11 protein-coding genes are annotated in these 14,441 nt (G+C 61.0%); 8 read left to right on the top strand and 3 right to left on the bottom strand.

What is annotated here, in order from left to right; genetic code table 11:
- The 6 genes from A1355_RS09045 to A1355_RS09020 form a co-directional block, all read left to right on the top strand.
- Window positions 1-2,177 (top strand): cadherin repeat domain-containing protein (locus tag A1355_RS09045; protein ID WP_197471758.1); only part of this gene is annotated, 2,177 nt, incomplete at its 5' end.
- 23 nt (window positions 2,178-2,200) lie between these two features.
- On the top strand, window positions 2,201-3,784 hold the full coding sequence (locus tag A1355_RS09040; RefSeq protein WP_231883615.1) for a TolC family protein: 1,584 nt from the start codon (window positions 2,201-2,203) through the stop codon (window positions 3,782-3,784).
- Window positions 3,784-4,518, top strand: a complete 735-nt coding sequence (locus A1355_RS09035; protein ID WP_064027201.1) for an efflux RND transporter periplasmic adaptor subunit — start codon at window positions 3,784-3,786, stop codon at window positions 4,516-4,518. Before A1355_RS09040 ends, A1355_RS09035 begins: the two co-directional genes overlap by 1 nt.
- A 3-nt stretch (window positions 4,519-4,521) precedes the next feature.
- Window positions 4,522-5,862 (top strand): efflux RND transporter periplasmic adaptor subunit, encoded by a 1,341-nt coding sequence (locus A1355_RS09030; protein ID WP_064027199.1) that lies wholly within the window; start codon window positions 4,522-4,524, stop codon window positions 5,860-5,862.
- Window positions 5,847-7,976, top strand: coding sequence for an HlyD family efflux transporter periplasmic adaptor subunit (locus tag A1355_RS09025; protein ID WP_082885457.1), 2,130 nt, complete (start codon window positions 5,847-5,849; stop codon window positions 7,974-7,976). The genes A1355_RS09030 and A1355_RS09025 overlap by 16 nt, the downstream gene beginning before the upstream one ends.
- A gap of 594 nt (window positions 7,977-8,570) precedes the next feature.
- Window positions 8,571-9,077, top strand: a complete 507-nt coding sequence (locus tag A1355_RS09020) for a phage tail protein (protein ID WP_064027195.1) — start codon at window positions 8,571-8,573, stop codon at window positions 9,075-9,077.
- Between the two features lie 213 nt (window positions 9,078-9,290).
- On the opposite strand, the gene A1355_RS09015 is transcribed toward A1355_RS09020, so the two are convergent.
- Together A1355_RS09015 and aqpZ are read right to left on the bottom strand one after the other, a co-directional pair.
- Complete coding sequence (locus tag A1355_RS09015) at window positions 9,291-10,889, bottom strand: flavin monoamine oxidase family protein (protein ID WP_064027193.1); 1,599 nt, start codon at window positions 10,887-10,889, stop codon at window positions 9,291-9,293.
- A gap of 474 nt (window positions 10,890-11,363) precedes the next feature.
- A complete protein-coding gene (aqpZ, locus tag A1355_RS09010; protein ID WP_064027191.1) occupies window positions 11,364-12,053 on the bottom strand; it encodes an aquaporin Z in 690 nt (229 codons plus the stop codon).
- A 285-nt stretch (window positions 12,054-12,338) separates the two neighbouring features.
- On the opposite strand from aqpZ, the gene A1355_RS09005 reads away from it, so the two are divergent.
- Both A1355_RS09005 and draG read left to right on the top strand, forming a co-directional pair.
- Window positions 12,339-13,148, top strand: coding sequence for an NAD(+)--dinitrogen-reductase ADP-D-ribosyltransferase (locus A1355_RS09005; protein ID WP_064027205.1), 810 nt, complete (start codon window positions 12,339-12,341; stop codon window positions 13,146-13,148).
- Window positions 13,148-14,023: an ADP-ribosyl-[dinitrogen reductase] hydrolase gene (gene draG, locus A1355_RS09000; protein WP_064027189.1), complete on the top strand. Its 876-nt coding sequence runs from the start codon at window positions 13,148-13,150 to the stop codon at window positions 14,021-14,023. The genes A1355_RS09005 and draG overlap by 1 nt, the downstream gene beginning before the upstream one ends.
- Before the next feature lie 22 nt (window positions 14,024-14,045).
- On the opposite strand, the gene A1355_RS25155 is transcribed toward draG, so the two are convergent.
- Window positions 14,046-14,207, bottom strand: coding sequence for a hypothetical protein (locus A1355_RS25155; protein WP_157197814.1), 162 nt, complete (start codon window positions 14,205-14,207; stop codon window positions 14,046-14,048).
- Window positions 14,208-14,441 lie beyond the last annotated feature (234 nt).

Raw genomic sequence — 14,441 nt, 5'->3', positions numbered from 1 at the left:
ACGCGGCCACCACCGCGTTGGCCTTGAGCGGCGGCGCGATACTGGATAGCTCGACCAGTCTACCGGCGATATTGACCTTGGCCGCGCCCGGCGATCCCGACTCCTTGGGTGCCAACCGCGACATCGTGGTCGATACCTCTGCGCCGGCCGCGCCGAGCTTGAGCTTGGCCACCGACAGCGGCACCAGTAACAGCGACGCCATCACCAACAGCGGCGCGGTGACGGTGTCCGGTCTGGAAGGCGGCGCGAGCTGGCAATACAGCAGCGACGGCGGCACGAGCTGGACGACGGGCAGCGGCACCAGCTTTAGCGTCAGCGGCGATGGGGCCAAGTCGCTGTTGGTTCGGCAGATCGATATTGCCGGCAATGTCTCGGCGAATTCCGCCGCGCTGGCCTTTACCCTGGATACAGTCTCCGCCGCGCCGAGCTTGGCCTTGGCCGAGGATAGCGGCGCCAGTGCCGTCGATGGCTTGACCAACAATGGCGTCGTCAATGCGGGCGCTCTGGAAAGCGGCGCCAGTTGGGAATACAGCATCGACGGCGGTACGACTTGGGTCGCCGGCAGCGGCGACAGTTTTAGCGTGGCCGGCGACGGCGCCAAGTCGGTGTTGGCGCGGCAGACCGACTTGGCCGGCAATGCATCGGCTGAGTCGGTCGCATTGACCTTCACGTTGGACACCGCCGCGCCGGCCGAGGCGAGCGGAAGCTTGAGCGTGGCCGAAAATGCCGCGAACGGCACGGCGGTCGGTAGTGTGACGGCCAGCGATCTGCATGCGGTGGTTTACAGTCTGGTTGACGACGCTAACGGCCGCTTCGCGATCGACGCCGCGACCGGCGCGGTCACCGTCGCCGATGGCGGCCAACTAAATTACGAAGCCGCCGCCAGCCACTCGATCACAGTGCGCGCCACCGACGCGGCCGGCAATAGCCGCGACACCGAACTGAGCGTGACGCTGACCAATGCCAACGACGCGCCGACCGGCACGTTGACGATACGCGGCACGCCGACCGCCGGCGAAACCCTGACGGTCGTCGATGCGCTGAGCGACGCCGACGGCAAGGGTAGCGTGGTATATACCTGGAAGGACGGCGACGGCAATGTCCTGGGGACCGGCTCTCGCTTGTTGCTGACCCAAGCTTTCGTCGATAAAACCATCAGCGTGACAGCCAGTTACACCGACGGCTTGGACAACGCCGAGGAAGTCACTTCCAGCCCTACCGCGGCGGTGGCGATAGGCATCGTCACCAACGCCACGCAAACCGTGGACTTTAACGCGGGAACCGGCGGTGGACTGGGCGGTTTCGGTGGTTTGGGCGGCTCGTCCGCTGGTGGCGCCGGCGGCAATACTCAAACCTCGGTCAACGCGATTGCGCCGCTTGCGGTCGGTCCAGGCGTTGGCGGCGCTGGTGGTGTCGGAGCGACCGGCGCCGGCGGCACGGTTGGTTCGGGCGGCTCTACTGGCGGCGGTTTGGGTGGCGGCATCGGCGCTGGCGCCGCCGGCGGTTTAGGCGGGGGTTCCGGATTTGGCGGAGCCGGCTTAAGCGGCGGGCTCGGCGCCGGTGGCGGCGCGGGTTTCGGCACCTCGCTGTTTTCCAGCACCGTTGGCGACGGCGGTTTGTCTTCGACCAGCGGGCAAACCACCTCCTTGCAAATGCAGGCCAGCGTGTCGGCGGATGGCGGCAATGCGTTTACGATGCCGGCTCAAGCACTGTCCAGCCTGGATACCAGCTCGGGCGTCAGTTTTCAGGCGACCCAGGCCAATGGCGCCAGCCTGCCGAGTTGGGTACGTTTCGATCCCGCGACCGGCGGCTTGAGCGTGCGAGAAGGACAGGGCGGCGATAACACCGTCGTCAAAATCACCGCGACCGACGGACGGGGCAACCAGACCGTCGTGACCGTGGTGCTGAAACCGCAGAACCGGCCAGGCCAGGGCGCGGGCGGCGAAGGTCGGAGCGGAGGCGAAGGCCAAAACGGGGCCGGCGAAGGCCGGCCGGGCCAAGGCCAAGGCGGCGGACGCCCCGCTTCCGGCCGTGGCGGAGAGCCGCGCGCCGAGCTTGGCAAGACGCCGCTAAGCACGCAATTGCAAGCGTTCGGCAGCCAACGCACCCTACGGGATGCCGACACCCTATTGAACCATCTGGCGCGAGCGTTCCGCGATCCACGGGACGCCGCATGACTTTATCGACACAGGAATTCGCTATGGCTGAAAACCATTCCCGACCGACCCCTCGGTTTAATCCCGGCCTGTTGGCGGCGGTGATCGGTGCCGTATGGCTGACCGGTTGTTCGCTGACGCCTTCGCCGCTAACCCAGCAAGAGCGGCAGAGCCAGATCGGTCTCGATCAGAGTCAGTTGTTCAAGCAACAAGAACCGCTGACCGCGCCGTTGACCTTGTATCAGGCGATGTCGCGGGCACTCAAATATAACCTGGACCATCGGGTCAAGATGATGGAACGGGCGGTCGCGGAAGGCCAGGCGACCTTGGCCCGCTTCGATTTGTTGCCGGAAGTGGTGGCTTCGGCCGGCTATCGCAGCCGCGACAATTTCAACGCCTCGGCCAGTCGCTCGATTTCGACCGGCCGGCAATCGCTGGAAACCTCGACCTCGCAGGACCGCAGCCGCTACCTGGGCGATTTGAGTCTGCGCTGGAATATTCTGGACTTCGGCGTCAGTTATTTCCGGGCTCAGCAGGAAGGCAACAAGGCCTTGGTGACCGCAGAAAGCCGGCGCAAGGTCAGCCACAATTTGATGAAGGACGTACGTAGCGCCTATTGGCGAGCCTTGAGCGCGCAGCGAATGACCGCCAAGATTCAACCGGTGCTGGCCGAAGCCCGCCGCGCCTTGGAACTCGCCAGCCAGGCCGAGGCGGAAAAACTGCGGGCGCCTCTGGAAGCCTTGCGCTATCGAAAAAGCCTGTTGGAAATCGTTCGCCGCTTGGAAGGCTTATTGGAACAACAGCAATTGGCTAAAGCCGAATTGACCGGCTTGATCAATCTGCCGCCGAATCAGGACTATCAATTGGCCGATGTCGCGGCCGGCGCTTGGCCCGGCATCGCCACGCCGCAGTTGAGTCAGGAGCAACTGGACGAATTGGCCTTGCAATTGCGTCCGGAATTGCGTCAGGAAATGTATCAAACTCGGATCGGCTCGGCCGAAGTCAAAAAAGCCATGCTGCGCTTGCTGCCCGGCGTCGAGGTGCAATTGGGCGGCAATTACGATTCCAACTCCTATTTGCTGAATCAAAGCTGGGGCGAAATCGGCACGCAGATTTCCAAGAATCTGTTCGAGCTATTGTCGGCGCCGCAAGCCATCGCCACCGCCGAGACGCAGGAGTCGCTGGCCAACTCGCGGCGCTTGGCCGCGCACATGGCGATTTTGACCCAGGTGCGGCTGGCCCGGCAGCAATTGGCGCTGAGCGAAAACCAATTGAAATTGACGTCCGAGCTCGACGACATCAATCAGCAGATCCACCATCACGTACTGAACAGCGAGTTGACCGAAGCGATGAGTTCGCTGGAGCGGATACGCACGTCGGTCGATTCGGTCTTGTCCGAGTTGCAACGCCACCAAAGTTACGCGGATTCGCAGGATGCGCTGGGTAAATTGTATGTATCCCTGGGCTTCGACCCGTTGCCGGCGACGATGGCCGACGATAGCGTCGATACGTTGGCGCGGGCGATCGAAGCGATCGATCAGGATTGGGCGCAAGGCCGCTTTCCATCGCAAGCCACCGACGATCCGACGCCGGAAACCGCCAACGCCGGCCAGGGAGAACATTCCTGATGGGCAAAGCTTGGTTTTTGTTGGTCGGTCTGGCGTTGGCGCCGATTTTGCGCGCCGAGCCGGCCGCCGACACCGAAATCCGCGCGCAACTGACCGCGCGCAACGCCACCACGCTGTCGGCGGAACTGGCGGCGGTGATTAAGGAATTGACGGTGCGCGACGGCGAGCGCTTCAAAAAAGGCCAATTACTGGTCGCTTTCGACTGCTCCATCCAACAAGCGCAATTGGAAAAGGCCCGCGCCACCGCGCAGGGCGCCGCCAAGACCTACGAAGTCGATCAACGCCTGGCCAAGCTGGAATCGATCAGCGTGCTGGAAGTCGACGTGGCCGCCGCCAAATTGGGGGAGGCCAAGGCCGACGTGGCGCTGACCCAGGCCGGTCTGGAAAAGTGCAAGATCGCCGCGCCGTTCGACGGCCGGGTCGCCGAATTGAAAGCCCAGCGCCATCAACATTTGAAAGTCGGCGATCCGATCATGGATGTGTTGGACGACGGCCAATTGGAAGTCAAACTGATCGTGCCGTCGCCGTGGCTACGCTGGCTGAAGTCCGGTCAAGCCTTTTCGGTACATATCGACGAATTGGACCGGGATTATCCGGCCGAAGTCGCCACCTTGGGCGCCCGCATCGATCCGGTCAGCCAAACCGTTGCCATTTTGGGACGTATCACCGGCAAACACGCCGAATTGCTGGCCGGCATGAGCGGCCGGGCGGCCTTTCCCAATCAAACGCACTAATTCATGAGCGAGACCGAGGACGCCCGCTACCGTCAGGCGCGGGGCCTGGCGCTGCTGCTGCAATTGCAACGTCGGGCGCGCGCGGCGGAGGACTTGGCCGCGCTCGGCTTCGTGGCGGTCAACGAAACCCGCGGCTTGGTCGAGTATCGGCAAGCCGCGTTATGGTTGGATCGGCCGTTGCGGCCGATCGCGGCCTTGTCCGGCGTCGCCGATGCCGATCCGCAAGCGCCGTATGCGGTCTGGTTGGCGGCGGTGTGCCGCTGGCTGCACGGTGCCGACCGCGTGGCGTCCTTCCATTGTCTACATCTGGACGAACTGCCGGAATCGCTGCGCGGCGATTGGCGGCAATGGTTGCCGGCTCAGGCCTTATGGTTGCCGTTGACGGCGCGCGGCCAGCGCATCGGCGGTTTGTTGCTGGCCAGGGAATCGGCCTGGCTGGACGCCGAAGCGCAACTGCTGGCCGAATTGGCGGACGCTTACGCTCACGCCTGGCAAGCACTGGCGCCGAAACCGGCTTGGTATCGGCGCGGGTTCGGGCGGCGTTCGGTCAAGCTGTGGGCCCTGGGCGCGATGCTGGCGCTGATGTGGCCGCTGCGCTTGTCGGTGCTGGCGCCGGCCGAGATCGTCCCGGCTCGGCCCACGCTGATCCGCGCGCCGCTGGCCGGGGTGGTCGCCGCGTTTCACGTTCAGCCCAATCAAAGCGTCGCGGCCGGTGAACCGCTGCTGAGCCTGGAAAATACCGATATCGCCAACCGCTTGGAAGTGTCGCGCAAGGCGCTGGCGGTGGCCGAGGCAGAATATCGCAAGACCGCGCAGCAAGCCATGTTCGATGCCGACAGCAAGGCGGAAGTCGCGGTGCTGAAGGCGCGGATGGATCAGCATGCCGCCGAGGTGGCGTTCATGCAAGGCCAGTTGGCGCGGGCCGAGGTCGCGGCGCCGCATGCCGGCGTGGCGATCTTCGCCGACGTGCACGACTGGCTGGGTAGGCCGGTGGAATTGGGCGAGCGGATTTTAATGGTGGCCGATGCCAACCAAGTGGAGCTGGATATTCGTCTGCCGATCGGCGATTTCATCGAATTGGCGGACGGCGGCCCCGCGACGGTGTTTTTGAATGTCGACCCTCAGCATCCGATGGAGGCCGAGGTGTATAGCGTCAGTTACCAGACCTCGGCCGAGGCCGGCGACGCGCTGGTGTACCGCGTCAAGGCGCGTCTGACCGACAGAGAGCGGCCGCCGCGCATCGGCTTGAAGGGGACGGCCAAGCTTTACGGCGAACGGGTGACGCTGTTTTATTACTTGTTTCGGCGGCCGTTGGCGGCCGCGCGTTTATGGTTGGGATGGTAGCCGATCCGACGGCCTTGCCGCCGTTGCGGGAAGAAATTCATTGTCTGGCCGGACCGGCCGGATTTGACGGCGCGCCGACCTGGACCCTGCACGATCCGGCCAACAACCGTTTTTACCGTATCGGCTGGCCGGAATTCGAAATCATCAGTCGTTGGCGGTTGGCGGCGCCGCGGGCGATTGCCGATGCGATCGGGCGGGAAACCACGCTGGCGGTCAGCGCCGAGCAAGTCGTCGATCTGGGCAAATTTCTGATGACGCACAATCTGCTGCGAGCGGAAGGTCCGGCCGGTCTGGAAGGGCTGCGCCGACAAGCGGCGGCCAGCCGAATCGGCGTCGGCGAATGGCTGTTGCACAATTATCTGTTTTTCAAGATTCCATTGGTGCGTCCGGACGCCTGGTTGGCGCGTTGCTATCCGCGATTGGCTTGGGTTTATAGCGGGCGATGCGCGGCGCTGTTCGGGTTGTGTGCATTACTGGCGCTGTTTTTGTTGTCGCGGCAGTGGGATGCCTTCCTAAACACCTTTCCGTATTTCTTTAACTGGTTGGGCCTGGCCCAGTGGTTTCTGGCCCTGGCTTTGGCGAAAACCTTGCACGAGTTCGGTCATGCCTTGACCGCCCATCGCTACGGTTGCCGGGTACCGACGATGGGGGTGGCCTTCATGGTGATGTACCCGATGTTGTACACCGATGCCAGCGAGGCCTGGAAATTGGTGTCGCGCCGGCAACGCCTGGCGATCGCCGGGGCCGGTGTCGCCGCTGAACTGGGCTTGGCCGTGGTCGCGGCGCTGGCCTGGAGTTTTTTGCCGGACGGGCCGGCTCGCGGCGGCGCGTTTTTGTTGGCGACTTCGACCTGGATTGTCACGCTGGCGATCAATCTTAGCCCATTCATGCGCTTTGACGGCTATTACCTGCTGGCCGACTGGCTGGGCGTCGATAATCTGCAGCCGCGCGCGTTTGCCTACGCCCGCTGGCGGATGCGGACTTGGCTGTTCGGTTTGGACTGGCCGGCCCCTGAAATCCTACCGCCGCGCATGGCGCGGTTTTTCGCGTTCTATGCTTGGGGAACCTGGCTGTACCGTTTCTTCCTGTTTTTGGGGATCGCGGTACTGGTTTACCACTTCAGTTTCAAATTGTTGGGTTTGCTGTTGATGGCGGTTGAAATCGGTTGGTTTATCGTTAGGCCCATCGTTTCCGAATTACGGGTCTGGTGCAGCTTGTCCGGCCACGACATCGGCCAGGGCCGGCGTTTGACTGGACTCGCCGCGCTGCTCGGCGTAGCCGCCCTGCTGCTGTTGCCGTGGCAGGCTTATACGACCGCGCCGGCCATGATCCGCGCCGAGCAGTATGCCGAGATTGTCCTGCCCAGAGCGGGGCGCTTGGAGAGTTTTCCGGTCGCCGCCGGCCAGAGTGTCAAACGCGGCGAATTATTGGCCCGTCTGAGTTCGCCGGAGTTGGATTATCAAGCCTTGGACGCCGGCAGTCAGGGCCGCGCGCTGGCCTGGCAATTGGCTTATCAGGGCCTGCGCCAGGAGTTGTTGCAACGCCGGCGGGTGTTGTTGAAGGAATTGGAATCCGCCGCCGCCAAGCAGGCTGGGACCCAGGAGCAACAAGCCGAGCTGACGTTGTCGGCACCGTTCGATGGCGTGGCGCTCGACGTGAATGAAGCGCTCCAGGTCGGCCAATGGTTGCCGGCCGGCGAGGCGATGCTGATTGTCGCCGATCCCGGCGCTTGGTTGGTCGAGGCTTATCTGGCCGAAGAGGATTTGCTGCCCGCCGAGCAAGCGGAGTCCGGCTGGTTTTACCCGGACGATCCAGACGCTGCCCCGGTCGCGTGCCGGGTGGAACGCATCGATCGCGGCGGCGCGGCCCGGATTCCCGACGCGCTGGCCTCCAGTTACGGCGGGGAGCTGGCCGCGCGTCCGGACCGGCAGGGCCTGCAGATACCGGAAAGGGCGGTGTATCGGATCGTATTGCGGCCGATTCAAACCCCAAGCCGCAACGCCTTTCCCGGCGTACGCCGAGGTAGCGTGCGCTTGGATACGCCGGCCGTCAGTCTGCTCAGTAAAGCCTGGCGAAGGGTTGCCACCGTGGCGGTCCGCGAATCGGGGTTTTAGACGTTTACTCATTCCGAAGATAACGTTCACGAAACCGTCGGGTCTCGTCCCAGCCAATCAAAGCGCCGGCGTGGGAGCGGCTTTAGCCGGGATCGGTGTCGTTCCCACGTTGGCACGCCGTGATTTGCCTCCTGACTTTCAGAAAGATGATCAGCTAAACGGCACTGCGAGGACAAAGCCGAGCGCAACTACGGCCTTGCCCAGGCTAGCTGTTCCTTATTTCCCTACTGCCCGGACTGGGCGGGCTGTTCCAGTCCTTCTTCTCCCGAGTTCGTGGCGTCCATCGGTGCGCCATTACGGCATACCGTATCGCGCACGAAATATCGTGGCGTTTAGACGGTGCCGATGAATTTGCTTGTCGCAGGTCTCTAATCTATAGCGCTTCAGTTTCAATCGCTTAAGGCGGATTGAGCGTGGTTTGCATGACTTGGCATCCGATTTGCCCTTATAGATTCAAGTTCATCAAGTTTCTAGGTAATTTTTTTATCATCAAATTTGGTGACTTTCAGTTCTACCACACTATCGGATTATTCGACCTTGCATAAGGCAAATCCGAATCGTTTTAAATTAATTCACTTTGTTGGGGGATATATCATGAAAACATTGACCGGAATAATCAGCGTGATATTGGGTGTCGCCGCTTTTTCGGCAAACGCCGGTGGTACGGCCGTCGCGGAGGACCCGAATGCCAATAGCGGCCCGGCTACCTACTTTGAATTCAGCGCCGGCGCGATTACGACCTATTTCACCGACTGCAAGGGCATGGGTTCGCAAAATGAGGTTGTCGAATCCAAGGTCGTTAGCGGACGGGGGGAAATGGGTGCGGTCAAAGTACCAGGGCGAATGTCGGTTAGAAATCTAACTTGCAGCAAAGCCTTGGGTAAATCGCTGGAGTTATGGAATTGGCGGCAACAGGTCGCGGACGGAAATATCGGCAGGGCACGTTACGATGCGACTTTGATTGCCTACGATGCGTCGATGACACCTATTGCGGAATGGTCTTTTAGTCGCGCATGGCCGGTATCGGTGGATTACAACGAAACCACGCCCGGAAAAGAAACCCTGATATTCGCCGCCGAGCGTGTCCAGCGGGTGAAGTGATCGAGTCCCGGCCTGGCCTATCGCCGGATTGTGGGGCGTTGACGGTCGCGGTTTCAAATTCGTTTAAGCCGAGCGGATCGATAGACAATAAGTTTGGCCCCCCCAATGCTTCGTGTAGCCAGGCCACGCAGGGGGGGCGGGTTTCGTCGCTGACCTTTTTATAACAGGTGGGGTGCCTGTTACTGTCTCCAGCGCTTGTTGCGGCGCGGGTGTTTATTCACGATGGTTTTGTAAGATGTCCAGCGCCAATGCCGCCGCCAAGCGGCCGGTTTGGGCGCCGCCTTCCATGAAACCGTAATTGGCGTCGCTCAAATGCTCGCCGGCAAAAATCAATTTGTCGAAAGCCACTTGTTGGGTCGCGGAGCCGTCGCCCTCGACCCAAAAGAATTCGGCGAATGTGCTTAGCTGTCCAGGCGCAAAGTTAGCATAGCCGCCGCCGGCATAAGGATTGTTCCCCCAGGCGCTTTTTGCCAAGCCCCCGCTCGCCGAGGCTTTCGCGCCAGGGATAAATTTGTCCAGATCGGTGATGAATTGTTTCGCCAGCGGTTTGATATTGCCGGTGTTATTCAGTTGTCTGGCCTGATCGCCGCCCAAGAAAAAATTCAACGCGCCGCCGCGACGATGCGGTTGGCGCTGAGTTTCGTCCCAGACCTCCGAGTAGCCGAAGTCCGTCCAGGCCGCCAAACTAAAACCGGCGGGGCTATGCCAGAAGCGTTGCTTAAAACCGGCGATCAATTTTTCATTGGCGCCCGGATTGGCTTCGGCGACGAAACGGCGAAACAAAGCGGGTAACGGGGCATCGAGCTCCACGTTGCGCAAGGCCGGAAAGGGTGTCGCAATGATGACGATGTCGGCTTCAACTCGGCTTCCGTCGCTGAAGGTCAGATGGTATTCGTCGTTGCGCAGCTTGAGCGCTCGCAAAGCTTTACGCAGATGAATTTGCCCCGGCAAGGCGCGCGCCAGCGCATCGGTGATCCGCGCCGAACCGCCGACCACGGCGTAAACCTCATCGCTGTAGCTGAGCAAATCGACGGCTTGACCGTCGACCACCGGCAAAATATCGATTAGTTGTAATGCCGACGCTTGTGAGGTTTCCGCGCCGAATTCGGTCCGCAGCATATTTCCCAGCAGGCTGCGCACATAAGGCGCGCCGATTTTATCGGCGTGTCGGTGCAAGTAATCGCTGACCGACCATTGATCGAACAGCGGCGCATGCGTTTCCCAGTCCTGGTCCAGCAAGCCGGCATCTTCGTGAATCTGCGCGGCAATGGCGCGCAAATCGTCGGCCAGTTGCGCTTCGCTAAAGCGTTCGCCGTTGAAGAAATAGACTTCTTTCGGATACGGCAAGCGCGCCGCATCCTGGCGTTTATCGAACAGCTTAATCCCGAAGTCCTTGGCCAACCCCAGCATGTCAGGATGATTGGTATTGATCAGCTCCGCGCCCAAATCGATCGTCAAGCCGTCGTCGAGGCTGGCGGACAACATACGGCCGCCTACCCTGGAGTGCGCTTCGAAGACTGTCGCCGCAACGCCGGCTTTTTTTAGCCGGTAAGCGGCGTTTAGGCCGGCAATACCGGCCCCGATGATCGCCACTCGCGCATCGCCGCGATCTTTCGCCCAAGCCGGCGGCGCCAGGCTTGAGCTCACCGCGCCGGCAAATCCGGCCGCCGCGGAAGTCTTGATAAAACGGCGTCTGCTCCAGCCCGCCTGGCTAGCGGGAATCGGATCGGGCAAGTGATTGGCTTTAAGATGGTCCCGTCTGGCAGCCTGTAAAATAAGAACCAGCCGCCGAAATAAAGTGCTATGCGTCATCAGCAAATCTCCCGTATTCGAAAATCGCATTATAGAATTAAAATCCGCCGCGGCTGAGGTCGCGCGCTGGAATAAACGTGTTGCCCGCTACCGCGATACCAGGGGGAAGACGGCGCTTTGGCGGGGAAATCGGTCAAATCCGGCGTACGGTCGAATGGAGTCAGGCGGCCATCGGCTGTGTTTCTTCAGCTTTCTCCGCTTGCAAGATGACAGCGATACCGCTCTGAAAACGAATACCTCCATTGGAACGCCCTCGATCGCGGCTAAAGACGCTCCGTCCCGGTTTTTGTGCTGCGGGCGAAAACCCTTCCACGATCCTTAGATTGAGGCAAGCCGCGATGTCGCGAGGGAATGCCGACATGGTCGCTAACACTGCGGAGTCTAGTTCGCCCGGTTTCGGGCTTCGCCGCCGGAACCGGGCATTGGGCTGCCTGTTCCTGACGGCGAATCCGCGCCTATCCGATTAGGCGCTTCTTACTCGGTCGGCCCGCCGATAAAACGATATGCCAAAGCGCCCAATATCGCGCCGATAAACGGTGCGACCCAAAACAGCCACAGTTGCGCCAGGGCCCAATCGCCGACGTACAGCGCGACGCCGAGGCTGCGGGCCGGATTGACCGAGGTATTGGTGACCGGAATACTGATTAAGTGAATCAAGGTCAGGCACAGGCCGATCGCGATCGGCGCCAGACCTTGCGGGGCGCGGGCGTCGGTGGCGCCGAGTATCACCAGCAGAAACATCATCGTCATCACGACTTCGGTGATCAGCGCCGCCAGTAGCGAATAGCCGCCCGGCGAATGTTCGCCGTAGCCGTTGGAGGCAAAGCCGGCGGACACATCGAAACCGGCCTTGCCACTGGCGATCAGATACAGGACGCCGCCAGCAATCACCGCGCCGACGACTTGCGATGCAATGTACGGCAACAACTGTTTGGCCGGAAACCGGCCGCCCATCCACAAGCCGACCGATACCGCCGGATTGAGATGGCAGCCCGAGATATGGCCGATCGCGTAAGCCATCGTCAGTACCGTCAATCCGAAGGCCAGCGAGACGCCGAGCAGGCCGATACCGACTTGCGGAAACGCGGCGGCCAATACGGCGCTGCCGCAGCCGCCCAATACCAACCAGAAAGTCCCAAAGGACTCGGCTACATAATTTTTCATCTGATTCTCCCGTGTATAGTTATTGTGGTGCCGATTTTGGGACTTTGTTTTTGTTTGTGAATCAATCGGCTAGCAGACTCTAGCCCCGCCCCGCACGCGCTGTCAATCACAAAAATTCGTGCTGACCACTAACCGGGGCGATGGTCGGATTTGGCGACGGGATTCTCCGGCTGGGAGGGCGTTCAGGCGAGGAAACCGAAGGCCGGTAACGGCGGTTTGGCAAAACCGGGTTATCGATGTGAAAATATTCGGTTAACGATCATTCCCAAGGTAGCCGACCCGACTATGCCCGACATTTCCCGTCACGGACACAGTACCAACTTGATCGGCGTGGCGACGGAGTGCATCGCGAGCCACTTGTTCAACGAATACCCCAAATCCCTGAGCATTGCCGGTACCCGCGAGGCGGCGCACGGCCTGTTCGACAAATTGGCCGAGCAAACCACGCTGGAGCAATGCGGTCAGGTATTTCAGGATTATATGTGCGTGGTGTTCGGCTTCGAAACCGAGCAACGCTTGAGCGACGACGCTCTAGGCCGGCGGCGCTACCGCAACAGTTATTTGCGGCTGATTCAGGATTGGGGACTGGATTCCAACAACGCTCAGGGGGCGGTGTTGAAGGGGTGGGTGGAAAGTCGATTCGGCTTGTTTCCCAATTATCATAAGACCCGTATCACCAGTTTCATGAGCTACGACTGGCTGGCCTATGTCGAAGAAAAGATGAACAGTCGTTATCACAACAACTGCATCTTCATGCAGCTGGATTTGCTGTACGAGTTTTGCCAATGGGTGGTCGCCCGCTTTCAGCGGCCGGCGGCCACGCACAAGACGCTGTATCGAGGGGTCAACGATTTGGGGGATTGGGTTGTCGAAGGCGTGGGTGATCACCATGAAAAAATCGTCCGCTTCAACAGCATCGTGTCGTTCACGGATAAGTGCGGTATCGCCGGCGAGTTCGGTAGCTACATTTTGGAAGTCGAGGTGCCGATGGTAAAACTGGTGTTTTTCAGCGATCTGCTGCCGCACCATGCCTTGCGCGGCGAGGCTGAATATTTGGTGATCGGCGGCGATTACCGAGTTACCGTGAGGCGTTGATGAACGAAGCTTTGCTGAACCGCGCACTGGGCGCGTATCTGGGTTTTGCCTGCGGCGACGCGCTGGGGGCGACGGTGGAGTTTATGTCGCCCAAACGCATACAAAAACGCTACGGCGTGCACAGCGAGATGATAGGCGGCGGCTGGCTGGCCTTGGCGCCGGGACAAGTCACCGACGATACCCAGATGTCGCTGGCCTTGGGCGCGGCGATACTGGCTAGACCGGACTGGGATTTGGCGACGGTGGCCGACCATTTCGTGGCTTGGTTGGAAACCGAGCCGCCCGATGTCGGCATGACTTGCCGGCGCGGCATCGTCCGCTACCGCGACGACGGCGAATTGATCGGCTTGCCGCGCGAGGACGAGGCGGGCAACGGCGCCTGCATGCGCAATTTACCGGTGGTGTTGGCGACCTTGAATCGGCCGCTCGAATTCGATCGTTGGAGTCTGGAGCAGGGCAGGATTACCCACCACAACCCTTTATCCGACGCCGCGACTCTGACGCTGGGGCGGATGACGCAGAGCTTGTTGTTGGGCGAGGAGGTCGCGGTTTGCCGAGCCCTGGCCGCCGGTTTGGTCGAACAATTCGAGCTATTCGGGTTCGAGCCGTATCCGGGGAAGTCGTCCGGCTATATCGTCGATACGCTGCAGACCGTGTTGCACTATTTTTTCACGACCGATGATTTCGAGTCCTGTCTGGTGGCGACGGTCAATCAAGGCGGCGATGCCGATACGACGGGCGCTTTGGCCGGTATGTTGGCGGGTGCGCGCTATGGCTTGGCGGCTATTCCGCCGCGTTGGCTGGAAAACCTGGACGGCAAGGTTGCCGCCGAAATTCGCCGCCAAACCGAGAAATTACTGGGTCTAGCCGCTTAGCTGCGCCGAACGGCGGTCGCGGTCAGACGCGCGCGGCCAGCTTCAGCAACAAACCGGCGACCAATGCGGTCTGCAACAATCCGACGCCAACGACCGCGCGGATCGGTTCGGCCTGATGCTCGGTAAAGCCGTCGGCTTTGAGCTTATTGGCGAATTCGAGCGTATCGAGAATGATGCTGCTCATGGTGGGTAGACTCCGGATGCGGGACACTGACCGTAGAGTCGGCCCAAATTCAGCGCCACCGACAAAATGCCTGTTGTCTCAAGCGCAAAACGCCTCAATGCTGGCCAACAGGCCCTTGGCGTCGAGTCCGCACAAGCCGAGCAGTTGTTCTCTGGAGCCCTGCTCGACGAAGCGGTCGGGCAGGCCGAGGGTCAGGACCGGCATCAGTATCCGCTGCGCTTGCAGGAATTCCAG

This window comes from Methylomonas koyamae, from assembly GCF_001644025.1.
GTDB classification, from domain to species: domain Bacteria; phylum Pseudomonadota; class Gammaproteobacteria; order Methylococcales; family Methylomonadaceae; genus Methylomonas; species Methylomonas koyamae_A.
Note: the sequence above shows the minus strand (reverse complement) of the source record. Positions and strands in the feature narration are given on the sequence as shown.